Source organism: Pseudomonas sp. 8(2025) (assembly GCF_052665325.1).
The window spans coordinates 39,144-56,313 of record NZ_JBQOIE010000017.1; the positions used below are offsets into that span (position 1 = coordinate 39,144).

At 65.7% G+C, this 17,170-nt stretch carries 14 protein-coding genes; 8 read left to right on the forward strand and 6 right to left on the reverse strand.

The annotated features are described in order from the left end of the window. Positions 1–24: 24 nt before the first annotated feature. The 7 genes from ACUXVH_RS26440 (at position 25) to ACUXVH_RS26470 (ending at position 7,509) form a co-directional block, all read left to right on the forward strand. On the forward strand, positions 25–927 hold the full coding sequence (locus tag ACUXVH_RS26440) for a LysR family transcriptional regulator (RefSeq protein WP_065364340.1): 903 nt from the start codon (positions 25–27) through the stop codon (positions 925–927). Positions 928–1,088: 161 nt separating this feature from the next. Beyond that, a complete protein-coding gene (locus tag ACUXVH_RS26445) occupies positions 1,089–2,201 on the forward strand; it encodes a tartrate dehydrogenase (RefSeq protein WP_041118883.1) in 1,113 nt (370 codons plus the stop codon). 4 nt (positions 2,202–2,205) lie between these two features. After that, positions 2,206–3,654, forward strand: coding sequence for an aldehyde dehydrogenase family protein (locus tag ACUXVH_RS26450; protein ID WP_065364339.1), 1,449 nt, complete (start codon positions 2,206–2,208; stop codon positions 3,652–3,654). A gap of 48 nt (positions 3,655–3,702) precedes the next feature. After that, the gene (locus tag ACUXVH_RS26455) at positions 3,703–4,461 is read left to right on the forward strand and encodes an SDR family oxidoreductase (protein ID WP_011061923.1); all 759 of its coding nucleotides are present in this window, start codon (positions 3,703–3,705) and stop codon (positions 4,459–4,461) included. A 193-nt stretch (positions 4,462–4,654) separates the two neighbouring features. Continuing rightward, the gene (locus ACUXVH_RS26460; RefSeq protein ID WP_026020115.1) at positions 4,655–5,629 is read left to right on the forward strand and encodes a cyclase family protein; all 975 of its coding nucleotides are present in this window, start codon (positions 4,655–4,657) and stop codon (positions 5,627–5,629) included. An 81-nt stretch (positions 5,630–5,710) separates the two neighbouring features. Continuing rightward, a complete protein-coding gene (locus ACUXVH_RS26465; protein ID WP_047337179.1) occupies positions 5,711–6,223 on the forward strand; it encodes a hypothetical protein in 513 nt (170 codons plus the stop codon). Positions 6,224–6,333: 110 nt separating this feature from the next. Then, a complete protein-coding gene (locus tag ACUXVH_RS26470) occupies positions 6,334–7,509 on the forward strand; it encodes an acetyl-CoA acetyltransferase (protein ID WP_011061920.1) in 1,176 nt (391 codons plus the stop codon). A 3-nt stretch (positions 7,510–7,512) separates the two neighbouring features. Here ACUXVH_RS26470 and ACUXVH_RS26475 read toward each other — a convergent pair whose 3' ends face one another. From ACUXVH_RS26475 to ACUXVH_RS26490, 4 genes are all read right to left on the reverse strand, one after another. Then, positions 7,513–8,673 carry a hypothetical protein gene (locus ACUXVH_RS26475; protein ID WP_065364338.1) on the reverse strand — a complete coding sequence of 387 codons (1,161 nt, stop codon included), beginning with the start codon at positions 8,671–8,673 and terminating at the stop codon, positions 7,513–7,515. A gap of 117 nt (positions 8,674–8,790) precedes the next feature. Further along, on the reverse strand, positions 8,791–10,203 hold the full coding sequence (locus ACUXVH_RS26480) for an amino acid permease (RefSeq protein ID WP_015636067.1): 1,413 nt from the start codon (positions 10,201–10,203) through the stop codon (positions 8,791–8,793). 160 nt (positions 10,204–10,363) lie between these two features. Next, positions 10,364–11,425 carry an ornithine cyclodeaminase gene (locus tag ACUXVH_RS26485; RefSeq protein WP_053152469.1) on the reverse strand — a complete coding sequence of 354 codons (1,062 nt, stop codon included), beginning with the start codon at positions 11,423–11,425 and terminating at the stop codon, positions 10,364–10,366. Between the two features lie 58 nt (positions 11,426–11,483). Continuing rightward, the gene (locus tag ACUXVH_RS26490) at positions 11,484–12,512 is read right to left on the reverse strand and encodes a histone deacetylase family protein (protein WP_176707093.1); all 1,029 of its coding nucleotides are present in this window, start codon (positions 12,510–12,512) and stop codon (positions 11,484–11,486) included. A 124-nt stretch (positions 12,513–12,636) separates the two neighbouring features. Here ACUXVH_RS26490 and ACUXVH_RS26495 point away from each other — a divergent pair, with 124 nt between their 5' ends. Then, positions 12,637–13,134, forward strand: a complete 498-nt coding sequence (locus tag ACUXVH_RS26495; RefSeq protein ID WP_065364336.1) for an Lrp/AsnC family transcriptional regulator — start codon at positions 12,637–12,639, stop codon at positions 13,132–13,134. 172 nt (positions 13,135–13,306) lie between these two features. On the opposite strand, the gene ACUXVH_RS26500 is transcribed toward ACUXVH_RS26495, so the two are convergent. Together ACUXVH_RS26500 and ACUXVH_RS26505 are read right to left on the reverse strand one after the other, a co-directional pair. Further along, complete coding sequence (locus tag ACUXVH_RS26500) at positions 13,307–13,960, reverse strand: response regulator transcription factor (protein WP_011061914.1); 654 nt, start codon at positions 13,958–13,960, stop codon at positions 13,307–13,309. 57 nt (positions 13,961–14,017) lie between these two features. Further along, complete coding sequence (locus tag ACUXVH_RS26505; RefSeq protein ID WP_259699542.1) at positions 14,018–17,170, reverse strand: hybrid sensor histidine kinase/response regulator; 3,153 nt, start codon at positions 17,168–17,170, stop codon at positions 14,018–14,020.

Below are 17,170 nucleotides of genomic sequence, written 5' to 3' on the forward strand. Positions count from 1 at the left end.
CGGACCGCGCACAAGGACCCTGCCATGGCCCCGGACCTGACCTCCATCGAGCTGTTTCTCAAGGCCCTGACCCTGGGCAACCTGTCCCGGGCCGCCGAGCAGTCGCACCTGTCGCTGTCCGCCGCGAGCCGGCGCCTGTCGCTGCTGGAGCAGCATTTCAAGGTGGCGCTGCTGACCCGCACCTCCACCGGGGTATTGCCGACGGCGGCGGGGCAGGCCCTGGCCGAGCACGCCCGCTCGCTGTTGCGGGCGGTGGATGTGATGCACGCCGACCTGGCCGACTTCGCCAAGGGCGCCACCGGCCGGGTCAGCCTGTACGCCAACAGTTCGGCCATGAGCCAGGAACTGCCCCGGCAATTGACCCAGTGGAGCGACCTGCACCCGGGCATTCGCGTGGACATCCGCGAGGAGCGCAGCCGCGAGATCCTCCTGGCGGTGCGTGACGGCGTGGCCGATGTGGGCATCGTCACCACCCGGCCACGGGGCCAGGACCTGCATTTCATCCCTTATTGCCGCGACCGGTTGTGCCTGATCGTGCCCCAGGACCACCCGTTCAAGATGAGCCGCGCGCGCTTTCAGGACCTGTTGGGCTATGACTTCGTCGGCCTGGAGGACAACGCCGCGATCACTCCCCTGATCAGCGAGGCGGCCGCGGCGGTGAGCATGCCCTTGCGCCTGCGGGTGCAGGTGCGCAGCTTCGAGGCCGTGTGCCGGCTGATCGCCGCAGGGCAGGGCGTGGGGGTGCTGCCCCAGGGGGCGGTGCAGATCTTTCGCAAGGAGATGGCCTTGCGTTTTATCGAAATCGACGACCCCTGGGCCGACCGCCAGATGTACCTCTGCCGGCGCCAGGAACAGCCGTCCCTGGCCAGCCGCGAGCTGTTCGACTACCTGGCCGGTTGCGAGCAGGCCGCGGCAGCTGCGGGCTAGCCGCCGGTCATAGCAGGACTCTTCCCGCGCGCCTTCGAATTTTGCGAAGGCGGTTTCCATAATGAGCAATTCCCACTGGCCCCGCGCTGTGGCCAGAATGGGCTCGCCCGTGCGCTTGACCTGCCTCCATAACAACAACACGTCAGACCAGGAGAGACGGCTTGTCCAGGATCAATCCCGCTGTAAAACCTCCCCATCGCATTGCGGTGATCGCCGGTGACGGCATCGGCCGCGAAGTGGTCCCCGAAGGCCTGCGTGTGCTGGAAGCCGTCAGCCGGCGCTTCGGCATCGCCTTGCAATTCGATCATTTCAACTGGTGCAGCGAGCACTACCAGGCCCATGGCAGCATGATGCCCGACGACTGGGCGCAGCAGATCGGTGGCCACGAGGCGATCTTCTTCGGCGCCGTGGGCGCGCCGGACATCGTGCCCGACCATATTGCGGTCTGGGATTCGCTGCTGAAGATCCGCCGCCAGTTCGACCAGTACGTGAACATCCGCCCGGTGCGGCTGATGCCCGGGGTGCCGTGCCCGCTGGCCGGCCGGGCGCCCGGGGACATCGATTTCATCGTGGTGCGGGAAAATACCGAGGGCGAGTATTCCAGCGTCGGCGGGCGCATGTGGGAGGGTACCCCGCGGGAGATTGCCCTGCAGGAGTCGGTGTTTTCCCGCCATGGTGTGGACCGGGTGGTGAACTACGCCTTCGAACTCGCCAGCCGCCGGCCCCGGCGCAACCTGGTGGCGGCCACCAAGTCCAACGGCATCGCCATCACCATGCCGTTCTGGGACGAACGGGTGGAGGCGCTGGCCCAGGCCTACCCTCAGGTCGCGACCCGCAAGTTCCACATCGACATTCTCTGCGCGCACTTCGTCCAGCACCCGGACTGGTTCGACGTGGTGGTGGCCTCCAACCTGTTCGGCGACATCCTCTCCGACCTGGGCCCGGCCTGCACCGGCACCATCGGCATTGCGCCCTCGGCCAACCTCAACCCGGAGCGCCTGTACCCCTCGCTGTTCGAGCCGGTGCATGGTTCGGCGCCGGATATCGCCGGTCTCGGCGTGGCCAACCCCATCGGCCAGATCTGGTCGGCGGCCCTGATGATCGAACACCTGGGGCAGGGCGATGAACTTTACCAGCGGGCCGCGGCGGCGATTGTCGAAAGCATCGAGACGGTGCTCGCCGAAGGGCCGCGCACCCGGGAAATGGGCGGCACCGCCAGCACCGTGGAAGTCGGGCGGGCGATTGCCGAGTGTCTGGCTGGAAACAGGAGCTGAACAGATGACCCTCGAACACTACATCGACAACCAATGGCAAGCCTCATCCTGGGCCGAAGACATTCCGGTGCAGGACCCCAGCACCGGCATCAGCTACGCGCGGATCGCCCGGGGCACTGCCGACGATATCGACCTGGCGGTGCAGGCCGCGCAACGGGCCCTGGGGGACAATTTCGACGGCCCCTGGGGCAGCCTCTCGGCCCTGGAGCGCGGGCGTCTGCTGGCGCGCCTGAGTCATGCAGTGCTGGAGCACCACGAAGAGCTGGCGCAGATCGAAGCCCGGGACACCGGCAAGGCACTCAAGGTAGCCCGCGCCGACGCCACCGCCCTGGCGCGCTATTTCGAGTACTACGCCGGGGCCGCCGACAAGCTCCACGGTGAGACCTTGCCCTATCAGGCCGGCTATACCGTGCTCACGGTGCGCGAGCCCCATGGCGTTACCGGGCACATCATTCCCTGGAACTACCCGATGCAGATCTTCGGCCGCAGCGTCGGCGCCGCCCTGGCGGCGGGCAATGCCTGCGTGGTCAAGCCCGCCGAGGACGCCAGCCTGTCGCTGCTGCGGCTGGCGGAGCTGGCGGCCCAGGTCGGCTTCCCGGCGGGCAGCCTGAATGTGGTCAGCGGCTATGGCCACGAAGCCGGTGCCGCGTTGTGCGCCCATCCTGGCGTCGCGCATATCTCGTTCACCGGTTCCACCGGCACCGGCGCCCTGGTGGCCAAGGCGGCGGCCGAACGGCATTGCCCGGTAACCCTGGAGCTGGGCGGCAAGTCGCCGCAGATCGTCTTCGCCGATGCCGATGTGGAGCGGGCGCTGCCCGTGCTGATCAACGCCATCGTGCAGAACTGCGGCCAGACCTGTTCCGCCGGCAGCCGCCTGCTGGTGCAGCGCAGCCTGTATGAACCGCTGCTGGAACGCCTGGCCCAGTGCTTTGGCCAACTGCGCGCCGGGCCCTCGGAGCTGGACCTGGACATGGGCCCGCTGATCAACCAGAAACAGCTGCGCCAGGTCCGGGAGTTCGTCCGCGAGGCCGAGGCCGCTGGTATCCCGGTGGCGGCGCGTGGGCAGGTGGTGGCCGAGGCCGGCAGCGGCGGCTACTTCCACGAAGCGGTGCTGTTTCGCGATGTGCCGCCAGACAGTCGCCTGGCCCGGGAGGAAGTGTTCGGCCCGGTGCTGGCGGTGATGCCCTTCGAGGACGAGGCCGAGGCCATTGGCCTGGCCAACGACAGCGCCTTCGGACTGGTGGCCGGGGTCTGGACCCGGGACGGTGCGCGTCAGTTGCGCATGGCTCACAAGCTGCGCTGTGGCCAGGTGTTCATCAACAACTACGGCGCCGGTGGCGGCGTCGAACTGCCCTTTGGCGGGGTCAAGGCCAGCGGTTATGGCCGGGAGAAGGGCTTCGAGGCGCTGCTGGGTTTTACCGCCTTGAAGACCATCGCCATTCGTCACGACTGAGGGCCGCCACTACGGCGGCCAATAACAACAAAAACAGGAGTCACTAGCATGCGTCTAGCCCATAAAACTGCCATCGTCACCGGCGCCGGTTCCGGCTTTGGTGAAGGCATCGCCAAGACCTTCGCCCAGCAGGGCGCCCGGGTTGTAATCGCCGACATGAACGCCACGGGCGGCCAGCGGGTGGCGCAGGAAATCCGCGATGCCGGCGGCCAGGCCCACTTCATCGAGGTCAACGTGGCCCAGGACGCCAGCGTTGCCGCGCTGCTGCGCAACACCCTGGAGCAATACGGCGGCCTGGACATCGTGGTCAACAACGCCGGCACCACCCACCGCAACCGGCCGATGCTGGAAGTGGACGAGGCCGAGTTCGACCGGGTGTTCGCGGTCAACGTCAAAAGCATCTTCCTCAGCGCCAAGCACTTCGTGCCGCATTTCCGTGGCCAGGGCGGCGGGGTGTTCATCAACATCGCCTCCACGGCGGCGATCCGGCCGCGTCCGGGGCTGGTCTGGTACAACGGCAGCAAGGGCGCGGTGGTGGTGATGAGCAAGACCATGGCCGCCGAGCTGGGGCCGGACAACATCCGCGTCAACTGCGTCAACCCGGTGGTGGGCGCCACGGCCCTGCTCAGCGAGTTCATGGGGGTGCCGGACACCCCGGAAAACCGCCAGAAGTTCATGGCCACCATTCCCCTGGGGCGCTTCTCCACCCCCCAGGATGTGGCCAACGCCTGCCTGTACCTGGCCTCTGACGAGGCGGCCTTCATCACCGGCACCTGTCTGGAAGTGGATGGTGGACGTTGCGTCTGATGATCTGTAAAACCCTCCAGGCCAGAGCCCCCGGCGCGCGTGATCCGCGCTTCGTGTAGCCGCTGCCGCAGGCTGCGAACGGCCCGCAGGGCCGCAAGGTTCCAGGGGGCGCCGGGGCTTGACGGTTGATCGCCAGGCAAGGCCACGCGAGCATTTTCGCCCGTTTCAACCCAATCAATGGAGTGCATTCGACATGTGTGGGATCGAGAACAACAAGAACCACCCCAATACCCGGCAACTGCTTGAAGGCCTGCCCAAGAACTGGGGCAAGTGGGGCCCGGACGACGAAGTCGGTGCCCTCAACTACCTGCAACAGGCCGAGGTACTGCGGGGCGTGGCCGCCGTGCGCCAGGGCAAGACCTTCACCCTGCAAGTGCAGATCGGCCATCCCGGCGGCGACCCGATGTGGCCGGCACGCAACCCGTCGATGCGTTTCAATACCTTGGACCGCAGCCACTATCAGGCCGGCAAGCAGCCCTCCATGACCGGTGGCGCCGAGTACTGCGACGACGTGATCTTCATGCAGCTGCAGGGCTCGACCCAGTACGACGCCCTGGGCCATGCCTGGTACGACAACCAGCTGTGGAACGGCTACGACGCCAGCAGCACTGTCGGCGGCATGGCCAAGGCCAGTGTGTTGCCGATTGCCGAGCGCGGGGTGGTGGGCCGTGCGGTGCTGATCGACATGGCCCGGCACCGCGGCAAGAAGTACCTGGGGCGCGGCGAGACCTTCAACCACCTGGACCTGCTGGCCGCTGCCCAGGCCCAGGGCGTGGCCATCGAGAAGCGCGACATCCTCATCATCCGCACCGGTTCCATGGGCGCCTTCTACGAGTACGGCAAGACCGAGTTCTTCAAGGACCTGGTGGAACCCGGGCTGACCTACAGCCGGGAACTGGTGGACTGGTTCAACCAGATGGAGATCCCCAATCTGGTCACCGACACCATCGCCAACGAGGTGATCACCGACCCGGTGTCCGGGGTGCAGATTCCCCTGCATTGCGCGCTGATGCGCAACCTGGGGATCGCCTTCACCGAGATCGTGCTGCTTGAAGAACTGGCCGAGGATTGCGCCGCCGATGGCCAGTGGACCTTCCTCTACACCGCCGCGCCGCTGAAGATCGTCGGCGGCAGCGGAGCGCCGGTGAACCCCATCGTCATCAAGTAACCGCTGTTTGCTGGTGGCGAGGCGGGCGCAGGGTTTATCCTGCGCCCCCTCACCAAGACCGATAGGGATCATCGACCGATCATGCATGACGATTCACATTCGCCGGACTGCAGTTGCTGCCTGGATCATGCCAGTGCCCATCAGGGTGTGCTCGATACCCTGGAATTGATGGCCGGCCACCCCGAGGCCAGTGAAGACGACATCGTCCAACTGCTGCAGGAGCGTGGCTACTCGGCCATCGCCGCAGAAAAACTCAACGTCTTCGTGCCGTCGGCCTTCTCCTGGATAGTGCTCAAGCGCCTGGGGGTGGAGCACTTGCCCAATCACTTCATCGCCCTGGATGAGGCGGGCCAGGAGGTCCGGATTCCAGTGGCCGGCCAGCACTATTTCACCGCCGCGCTGACCCTGGCCTACAACACCTTTGAAAACGGCTGGAGCGAGGTCCTGCCGCGCAAGACCTACGAAATGGTTGCTGGCCGCAGCGCTGAAATGGCCATGGCCAACGAGGCGCTGTATGCCGGGGAATCTTTGCAGGGTTCCACGCTGGAACCCTTGCAACTGCTGCGCCTGGATGCCCAGGCCGCGCTGACCTGAGCACCTGGCGCAACACTACCTACACTGATGGGCAGTCACCCCGGCCGAGGGCCCTTGCGCACGCAGGCCGCTGGCCGGGACCACCCGCCTTCAGTACAGGAGAACCCCCCATGAACCATGAATCCGTTTGCATCGTCGCGGCGGCCCACACCCGCTTTGGCCGCCTCGATGGCAGCCTGGAAGACCTGGTTGTCCAGGTCACCCGCGACGTGCTGGTGGACGCCGCCATTGACGCCGGGGCGATCGATGCGCTGTTTCTCGGCCAGTTCAACTCCGGGCTGGTGCCTGATGGTTTTCCCGCGTCCCTGATGCTCCAGGCCGACCCGCAGTTGCGCTTCAAGCCGGCCACCCGCTGCGAAAACGCCTGTGCTTCCGGCTCGGCGGCGATCCAGGCCGGGATCAACGCGATCCGCAGCGGCGCCGCCGAACTGGTGTTGGTGGTGGGGGCGGAAAAGATGACCGGCAACAGCACCGCCGAGGTCACCCGGGCCCTGGCCGGGGCCGGCTACCAGAACGACCCGCAAGAGGCCGGCCTGAGCTTTGCCCAACTGTTCGGCCAAGTGGCCCAGCGCTACACCGAGCGCTACCAGAGCCCCCTGGCTGCCATGGCGGCGATTGCCGTGAAGAACCACGCCAACGCCATGGCCAACCCCCTGGCGCAGATGCATCGGGCCATGGATTTTGCCCACTGCAACAGCGTTTCGCCCGGCAACCCGCTGATCGCCGAGCCCCTGCGCCTGACCGACTGTTCGCTGATCAGCGACGGCGCGGCGGCGATCCTCCTTGCGTCGCCGCGCCGGGCCCGGGAGTTCCGCCGTGAAGTGGCGATCCGCGCCCTGAGCCAGGTGAACGACTTCCTGCCCATGGCGCGCCGCGACGTGCTGGCCTTCGAAGGCCCGCAACTGGCGATCCAGGGCGCCTTGCACGAAGCCGGCCTGGGCCTGGACGACCTGGCGTTCGCCGAAGTCCACGACTGCTTCACCATCGCCGAACTGCTGATCTACGAAGCCATGGGCCTGGCGCCCAAGGGCGAAGGCCATCGAGCCCTGGACGAAGGCTGGGTGAATGCCGACGGACGCCTGCCGGTGAACCTCTCCGGCGGGCTCAAGGCCAAGGGACATCCGGTGGGCGCCACCGGTGTGTCGATGCATGCCCTGGGCTTTCGCCAGTTGACCGGCGAGCCCATTGGCCTCGCCGCGCGCTCGCCGGAGTTCGGCCTGCTGTTCAACATGGGCGGCATGGCGGTGGCCAACTACGCCTCGGTGTTGCAGGCCGTCAGGGTGTAAGCGTCAGGAGCCCTGCGGCTTCCAGCATGTCGCAGGGGGCGCCAGGCTGGCACAGGCCGGTTGAGAGATGTACAGCGGTCCTGGCGGTTTACGGGTCACCGAGCTGTTGCGGGTCTTGATGCAGTGGCGGGTATAGGTGTGCATCTGGTTGAGCCGCAAGTTGCGTAGCCCCTTGGGACAGATCAACAGCGTTTCACCGAAAGAGAACAGCTGAAAACCCTGGACCTCCAGGTGGCGCTGCGAGGTCAGGCGGGTATTCCACATCAGCGGGTCCAGGTCATGCAGTTCGAGATCGTCCAGCAGGACGAAGCGTTCGATTTCGTCCTGGCGTACATCCAGCCCTCCTGCGGCCTTGTAGGTGACCTTGCTCATGGCCCCGGGCAGTACAAACAGAAACGCCAGGGCAAACAGTGCCACCGACAATATCGAATACAGGATGCGTTTATTGAGGCTTCCGGCCTTGTGGTAGAAAATCACGACCGGTAGCAACGTAAGGATCAGGATCAGCAGATTCAATGCCGCCACATAGTGCGGGGAGTCGCTGCTGACTTCACTCACATAGGCATTGAGTGTCACCAGGCTGGGGAAGAGCGCTGCGCAGAGCGTGCCAAGCAGGCAGGTCAGCAACACAAGCAGAAAGTCCATTTTGTCCCTGGTGGGTGTCAGGTTTTCCTCAATTACCTTTTTGAATGCCGGGCGTGACAGTACCCCCCAGCAACTGAGCAGAAACAGCACTAGCAGCCCAAGCAGGGATTGCCCTACCGGCAGCCAGCCTGAGGTGTAGTAAATGACAACGACATATCCCAGGAACCCCACCAGGAACGGGAGTGTCAGCCACACCACTACATCCTTCAGGCGCCCCGGGGTTCTGTGAAACAGGCTGGCGGACAGCCAGAACAGCAGAGTGGTGACGGTCAGCAGAAACAGAAACGCGCTCATGAGCACCAGCACTATGACCAGCCAGATCATCAGCGCCGACTTTGCATCGATCGAAGCCATGAACAGGTCGGTGCGGCCAATCGCCCGGGTGTACATGTACAGGCTGATCAACCCCAACCCGACGGCGCTCAAGCCCATGACCGTGCCGATCTGGCTCCAATAGGTCAGCACGCGCTTGAAATTCTTCCTTAACACCTCTTCAAAGGTGGGGCCTGCGACTTGCATGTGAGCACTCCCTGGCTACGTTGATGGCGCGCGAGTAGACCAAGACCGCAGGGGGTGTGTCGATGTTTTTACGTTTTGAGCCGCAGTCGGGAGTGCCATCCCTGGCACTGTTGCGCTTCAGCGCGGGTATGCCGCCCGGCCATGAACCCGCCCCTTGCGCCCCGCCGTCAGGCGATAGGCAATGCCCAGCCAGACAAACCACGCCGGCATCACGCACAGCGCCAGGCGGGTGTCCGGGCGCAGGGCCAGCAGGCACAGGACAAACAGCAGGAAGGCCAGGGCAAACCAGGCCATGGGCACGCCGCCGGGCATCTTGTAGCGCGAACGGGCGTGCAGTTGCGGGTGCTTTTTGCGGTAGGCGATGTAGGACGCGAGGATGGTCGACCAGGTGAAGATCACCAGGATCGCCGACACCGTGGACACCAGGGTGAAGGCGGTCATCACCTCGGGAACCACGTACAGCAGCAACACCCCCAGCAGCATCAGCAGGGTGGTGAAGCTCAGGCTGATGACCGGCACGCTCTGGCCCGACAGGCGCTTGAACAGGCGCGGCGCATTGCCCTGGTCGGCGAGGCCGAAGAGCATGCGGCTGGCCGAGAACACGCCGCTGTTGGCCGAGGAAGCGGCGGAGGTCAGCACCACGAAGTTGACGATGCCCGCCGCCGCCGGGAAGCCGGCAATCAGGAACAGCTCGACGAACGGACTCTTGTTCGGCGACACCTGCTGCCAGGAGGTCACGGCGATGATGCAGGCCAGGGCCAGCACGTAGAACAGGATGATCCGCAGCGGTATGGCGTTGATGGCCTTGGGCAGGGTGCTGTGAGGGTCGCGGGTTTCCGCGGCGGCGGTGCCGATCAGCTCGGTGCCGGCGAAGGAGAAGATCGCCATCTGGAACCCGGCGAAGAAGCCCAGCAGGCCGTGGGGAAAGGCCGCTTGCCGGTCCAGCAGGTGGCCCAGCGAGGCGGTCACGCCCGAGGGCGAGACGAACGAACTGGCGATCAGCACCAGGCTGACGCCGATCAGGGTGACCACGGCGATGATCTTGATGATGGCGAACCAGAACTCCACTTCGCCGAACAGCCGCACCGTGAGCACGTTGAGGGCGAACAGCGTCAGCATCATGCTGACCGCGGGCATCCAGGCCGGCACCCCGGGGAACCAGTACTGGAAGAAACCGCCCACCACCACGGCGTCGCCCACCACCGCCACGCTCCAGCTCAGCCAGTAGGACCAGCCGAGAAAAAACGCCGCGCGCGGCCCCAGGTAGGCGCCGGCAAAGTCGGCGAAGCTCTTGAATTGCAGGTTCGACAGCAGCAGCTCGCCCATGGCGCGCATCACCAGGTACACGAACAGGCCGATGATCATGTAGATCAGGATGATCGAGGTACCGGACATGGCGATGATCTTGCCCGAGCCCATGAACAGCCCGGTGCCGATGGCGCCGCCCATGGCCATGAGCTGGATATGACGGTTATGCAGGGTGCGTTGCAGCACGGGGCGCGCAGGGGCCCCGAGGGTATCTGGAGTCATCACAAAACCTCTTGATTTTATAGTTGTCGAGTTTTGGCAGTGCAGGGTGGCTGGGGCTGCGCGCTGTGGTTGTAGGTCGGGGTGGCGCAACCGGTTCGGGTTGGGCCGCTGCACAGGGGCACGGGGCGTTTTCCCGTGCAGCGGCCATGGGGGTATTGCCTCAGCCGCTGGCCAGCCGGCGCGGGGCGCCTGTGGCGGCGTCGGGGCCCTGGCCGATCAGTTGGTACAGGTCCTTGATGTTGGCCGGGGTCGGCACCAGGTGGATCTGCTCGCCAATGCCGTGTTCGCGCGCCTGGTCGTGCAGGTAGCGCAGGGACGAGAAGTCCTCCAGGGCAAAGCCCACCGAGTCGAACACCGTGACCTGCCGGGCATGCTCGCGGCCCGGTTCCAGGCCCTGGGCGATGCGGAAGTATTCGGTCACCGCAAAGTCCGCCGGCAACTGCTGGATATCACCCTCGATGCGCGTTTGCGGCTCGAACTCGACGATCACCCGGGCATTGCGCAGGATCTCTGCGTGCAGCTCGGTCTTGCCCGGGCAGTCGCCGCCCACCGCATTGAGGTGCATGCCGGGCTCGATCAGCTCCGGGGTGAGGATGGTGGCGTAGGCCTTGTCCGCGGTCACCGTGGTGACGATGTCGGCGCCCTTGACCGCATCGGCCACCGACTCGGCGATGCGCACCTTCAGGCCCGGCCAGGCTTGCAGGTTGTGCTTGAGCTTGCGGGAGGCGGCCGGGTCGATGTCGAAGATCCGCAGCTCGTCGATGCCGAGCATGTCGTGGAAGGCGATGGCCTGGAACTCGCTCTGGGCGCCATTGCCGATCAGCGCCATGGTTCGGCTGTCCGGGCGCGCCAGGGCACGGGCCACCAGGGCCGAGGTGGCGGCGGTGCGTACCGCGGTGGTCAGGGTCAGTTCGCTGAGCAGCACCGGGTAACCGCTGTCCACCTCGGCCAGCACACCGAAGGCCATGACCGTGAGCAACTGCCGGGCCGGATTGCCAGGGTGGCCGTTGACGTACTTGAAGGCGTACTGCTGGCCATCGTCGGCGGGCATCAGTTCGATGACTCCGGTGGGCGAGTGGTTGGCGGTGCGCGGGGACTTTTCGAAGGCTTGCCAGCGCAGGTAGTCGGCCTGGATATAACCGGCCATTTCACGGATCGCCCTGGCGACACCCAGGCGCTTGTACAGCGCCGCTGCCTGATCCACATCGATAAACAAGGTCATGATGATTTCCCTCTCGGTCGGAACGTTGAACACTGCGGGGGAGCGCGCCTGGCGCGCGCTATCGGTTGGCATGGCCGTGCAGCACATTGACCGCATTGATGCCGATCTCATCCACCATGTAGCCGCCTTCCATCACGAACAGGGTGGGCGTGCCCACCGTGGCGATGATCTGGCCCATGCCGAGAAAGTCTTCGCTTTCCAGCAGGAAGTGGCTGATGGGGTCGTCCTTGAACGTGTCCACGCCCAGGGACACCACCAGCAGTTCGGGAGCGAAGGCCCGCAACTGTTTGCAGGCCAGCTCCAGCGCTTGGCGGTAGTGTTGCCAGGTGGTGTTCTTCGGCAGGGGCAGGTTCAGGTTGCAGCCTTCGCCGGCCCCGCTGCCGCGCTCGCTGGCATGGCCCGAGAAGTAGGGGTAGGACACGGCCGGGTCGCCGTGCAGCGAGACGAAGAGCACGTCGCCACGGTCATAGAAAATGTTCTGGGTGCCATTGCCGTGGTGGAAGTCCACGTCCAGCACCGCCACCCGCCTGGCGCCCTGGGTGATGGCGTGCTGCGCGGCGATGGCGGCGTTGTTCAGGTAGCAGTAGCCGCCCATGTATTCCCGTGCGGCGTGATGCCCCGGCGGGCGGCACAGGGCGAAGGCGCTGTCCTGGCCTTCATCGATCAGGGCCAGGGCGGTGAGGGCGATATCGGCGCTGGTGCGCACCGCATCCCAGGTGGTGGCGGTGATCGGCGAGCCGGCGTCCATGGCGAAGAAACCCAGCTTGCCGTCGATGAATTCGGGCACCTGCTGGTTGGCCAGGTCGCGCACCGGCCACACCAGGGGCAGGGCGTCGTGGCTGCGGCCGGTGGCGGTCCATTCGCTCCAGGCGTTTTCCAGGAAGCTGACGTAACGTTCGCTGTGGGCGGCCACGTAGCAGGCGCGGTCGAAGCGCCGCGGGCCGATGATCTCGCCAAGCCCCACGTGGCGCACCCGGTCTCGCACCGTGTCGGCGCGGCTGGGTTGCTCGAAGGAGGGCTTGAGCACGCCATCCTTCAATTCGGTGCCATGGTGCAGGCGGTGGGATTCGCTGAAGACGGTAAGCATGCTGAACGCATCCATTGTTATTGTCCGGTGCAAATAGTTTGTTCCGGCATGGCTGCGAATTCTTTGCTTTTTGTTCGGGTGCAATTAGAGTTTTGGGTAATATTTTCCCCGCTGGTGGCTGATTGTGAAAAAAAAGACTCGCAGCGTTAACCTCGACGACACCGACCTGGCGATTCTTGCGCTGTTGCAGCAGGACGCGAGCATTTCCAACGCCGAGCTCAGCGAGCGCCTGTCCCTGAGCCTTACCCCCTGCTGGCGGCGGCGCAAGCGCCTGGAGGAGGAGGGGGTGATCAGGGACTACCAGGCCAACCTCGACCGGCGCCTGCTGGGGCTGGACATCCTGGCCTTCGTCCATGTGCGGTTCGCCACCCACTCCGACCAGACCCCGGACGATTTCGAGACGGTGATCATGCGCCTGCCCGAGGTCCAGGCCTGCCACAAGATCACCGGCGACGCCGACTACCTGCTGCAGGTGCTGGCCCGAGACCTGGACAGCTACAGCGACTTTGTCGAGCACGTGCTCAGGCGCCAGCCGGGCATTGCCTCGATCCAGTCCAGCCTGGCGCTGCGCGAGGTCAAGGCCACCAGCCGCCTGGCGATTCCCCAGCCGCTACCCAGGTAGGGCGGCATCAGATTTCCGATTTTTTGTGCCGGGCTATTCAATGATTGCCCTGCAGGTACTTTCGGCGCGGTCGTGCGCTCGCGTTCCAGCGAGGCAGGCAACAGCAGTGTTGAGCAGGCCATGGATGCAGAAGCAGCAGCGCCTGGCCGCGGCGCCGCCCCGGCCCCAGGGCCTACTGAAATTCGCCGGACTCCAGGCAGAAGGCGACCAGGGCCTGGTCGCTGTCCAGGTTGAGCTTGCGGATCGCCGAGATCTTCTGCGCACTGACGGTCTTCACGCTGCGCTTGAGGTTGGCGGCGATCTGCATCATTGATTCGCCGCGCACGAAATGCCGCAGCACTTCGTATTCCTTGGGCGTAAGGCTGCTCAGGCCGTCGGCCATGGAGCGCAGCGGGCTGCTGTTGAGCTCGTTCTGCACCAGGCTCGGCGGGTGGTGGATGCGCCCCTGGCGGACGTTCTCCAGGGCGCTGAGCAGCTCGCTCATGTCATGGCGCTTGGGCAGTACCGAGCGCACGCCGATGTCATACAGCGCGGCCACGATCATCGGGTTGGACATCATGGTCAGCACCAGCACCTGGACCCTGGGGAAGTGCCGGATCAGGTAGGTCACCAGGCGTATGCCATCGCCGAAGGTCGGGTCGCCCTCCATGAAGTAGTCGGTGATGACCACGTCGATCCGCGGGTCATCCGAAAGTTGCTGGACCAGGGCACTGGGGGTGGTGACAGCCGCCACCACCTCGTACTGGCGGGTCTTTTTCAACAGGTCGCTGACGGCAGCGAGCACCAGGGGATGATCGTCGGCCAGGGCAACGCGTATTTTTTTCATGGTGGACACGATCCATTGTCAAAAGGGAATGCGCAGAAATGCGGGTACTAGGAGCGTTCATTCGAGCTGGCTGATGTCTTGCAAGGCGTGCAGCAGCATCAGGCTATGCGTGCGCGTGGTAGCCGTCAAACCGCTCTGGCGCAGGCTCTGCCCCAAGTCGTGGACCTGCAGGATCAGCGCTTCCTGGCCAGCCACCGCCAGCGACCCGCGCACCCGGTGCAGCAACTGGAAGATGCGCTCGTAATCCTCCTCGTCCAGGGCCTGGCGCAGGTGTTCCACGTCCTGGCCCATGGTGCGGGCAAACAGTTCCCGCAGGTTCGGCGGCAGGCCATCAACTGGCGCGTTGCCAGGCGCGGCTGCAGGCTCGGCGGGCGGCTCCGGGGCGAGGCTGGTGAGCCGTGCCAGGCTGGCCCGCAGGGTCTGCAACGGCACTGGCTTGACCAGCCAGGCGTCCATCCCGCAGGCCTGGCAGCGGGCCTCTTCGTCGCACATGGCATTGGCGGTGATGCCGATGATCGGCCGGTCGTCCCCGGCGGCGCGCAGGATGCAGGTGAGTTCGTAGCCGTTCATGCGCGGCATGTTGACGTCGGTCAGCAACAGGTCGTAGTCGCCGATGCGCCACAGGTCCAGGGCTTCCGCACCATCGGCGGCCAGGGTATTGCGGCAGCCCAGTTGCTGCAGCTGATGGCTCAGGGTCGCCTGGTTGATCGGGTTGTCCTCGGCCACCAGCACGCTCAGGCCCAGGGGGGCCAGAGTGGCGATGTCCCGGGCCGGCAGTTCCGGTTCGGCAGGAGCGTCGGGCGCGCCGCCCAGGGTGCGTTCCAGCAAGCGGCCGATGGCATAGTAGTCGCCGGCCTCGGCCAGGCCCGCACCGGGGGTGCGTTGCTGGCCGCCCAGGTCGATGCGCAGCAGCCCGGGGGGCAGGGCCTCGGACGCTTCGGGGCGGTCATCGAACAGCCGCAGGAGAACGCCCTGGCCCTGGGGAGGTGGGGCCGTAGCGTCCACCGGGGTGGCCTGGGCGTGCCACTTCTGCAGCCACTGGCAGAGGTTGTCGGTGAGTTCGTGGTGCGGGCTTTGCACGTAGATTCGCGCGCCGCCCAGGTCGGGCTGGCGCTCGGCGTCGGGGTCGCTGGCCACCGGCAGTTCCAGCTGCATGGAGAAACTGCTGCCCAGGCCCAGCTCGCTGGTGAGGTGGATCTGGCTGCCCATCAGCGCCGCCAGCTTGGCGCAGATCGACAGGCCCAGCCCCGCGCCGTGCACTGTGTGGGAGTGGGCGTCGATCTGATAGAAGGGGATGAACAGCTGCTGCTGTTCTTCCTTGCCGATACCGATACCGGTGTCCGCCACCTGCAGCGACAGCAGCACCCGTCCCTGGCTGCCGGGCTCGGCCCGGGCGCGCACTATCACCTGGCCCGAGTGGGTGAACTTGACCGCGTTGCTGATCAGGTTGGTGAGGATCTGGCTGATCCGCCCCGGATCGCCGAGCAGGGCTGGAGGCAGTTCTGGATCGACCCAGGAAAACAGCAGCAGGCCCTTGTTCCGGGCACTGTCGACAAAGCTTGCGGTGCAGCGCTGGACCAGGGCCCTGGGATCGAACAGCTGATCCCCCAGGGACAGCTGGCCGGATTCGATGCGGGTGATGTCGAGGATGTCGCTGATGATCTGCAGCAGCAGCCCGGACGACACCTGGATGCGTTCGAGCAACTGGCGCTGTTCGCGGTCCAGGTCGGTCAGGCCCATCAGTTCCAGGGAACCGAGCACCCCGTACAGCGGCGTGCGGATCTCGTGGCTCATGGTGGCGAGGAACACCGACTTGGCGCCGTTGGCCTTGTCGGCCGCCTGTTTCGCCTGGGTCAGTTGCTGCTCCATCTGGGCCCGCGCACTGAGGTCGGCAAAGGCGCAGATCAGCACATCCTGGTTGCGGTAGCGGGTGGGGGCGAAGGCGATGTAGAACGAGCGTCCGTCGAAGCTCTGGAAGTTTTCGATCTCCCCCGGCTCCCGGGCCCGGGCGATGCGCTCCAGCAATGCCGGGTCCAGACCGCTGGCGTCCAGGCTCTGGCCGACCTGGGTGGTGAACCATTTGAGGGCCAGGTTGTTGGCGAAGACGATCCGCCGGTCTTCGCGGCTGAGCACGCACAGGGCCACTGGCGTGGTCTCCAGCAGGGTGCGGCTGAACTGATGGTTTTCCACCAGCTCGGCGTGAGCCTGTTGCGCCGGCGCTATGACCCGGCGCTGGTACCAGCGCGCATAGACCCTGGCGGCCAGGGGGCTGAGCAACAGCAGCAGGAAGATCGCCGCCAGGGACCAGGAGTGGCCGAGGAACAGGGTGCGGTAGCTCAACAGGTAGTAACCGCTCCAGTGGCCACTGGCGTCGTTGATCCGGAACAGCAGGCCGTCGCTGCGCACGTTGGCCCCCTCGTGCAGCGCCAGGGGCGCCGGTTCATCCCCCAGCAGCAGGCCGTCGAGCCGGCCCTGCAGCCAGAACTTGTCGTAGAAGTGCCGCCGCTGCGGCGTGGTGAAGACGTTGATGCGGTCCCTGTAGGTGAGGCAGGCAGCATAGGTGCCGGAACTCTGCAGGCCGCTGCCGGGGGCAAGGTTGTGCAGGGCGGTGAAGGCGATCATGTGCTGGGGAAAGTCCTTGAGACGGATCCAGCGGATCGCGTCGCTGTCGCTGCTGGTAGCGCTGGCGCGCACCGCATGCAGGCCTGCCAGGACCAGGGGGGTGGTCAGCCGCGGCCAGCGGCTGCCGATGGTGGGCACGGTAAAGCTGCTGCCGGCACCGGCGTCCACCACCAGCAGGGCCGAAGCGGGAAAGCTCGAGCGCACCCAGAAGCTGGAGTAGAGATCGGCCAGGTAGCGCCCAAGGCCGGCTGCTGCGGCGCTCTGGTGGGGGCATTGGGCCAGGTCCTGGCAGACCAGGGTGAAGGGGGTTTCCACCGAGGAGGGGTTGCCCTGGAACAGGGTCGCGCCCACCGCCTCCTGTTGCTCCATGAGGTGGAAGAGCTGCGCCGGATCCTGGTCCGCGTCTTTGTATTGCAGGCGCTTCTCGCCGGCCAGCCGCTGGAGCAGGGCTTGCTGCTCGCTCATGTAGCGGGTCAGCAGTTGGAAGTCCACGGCAATCCGTTCCTGTTCCTGGCGGATGATCCGCTGGCCGCCCCAGAACAGCGCGCCGCCCATGACCAGCAGCAACGGCAGAATGAGGAACAGCAC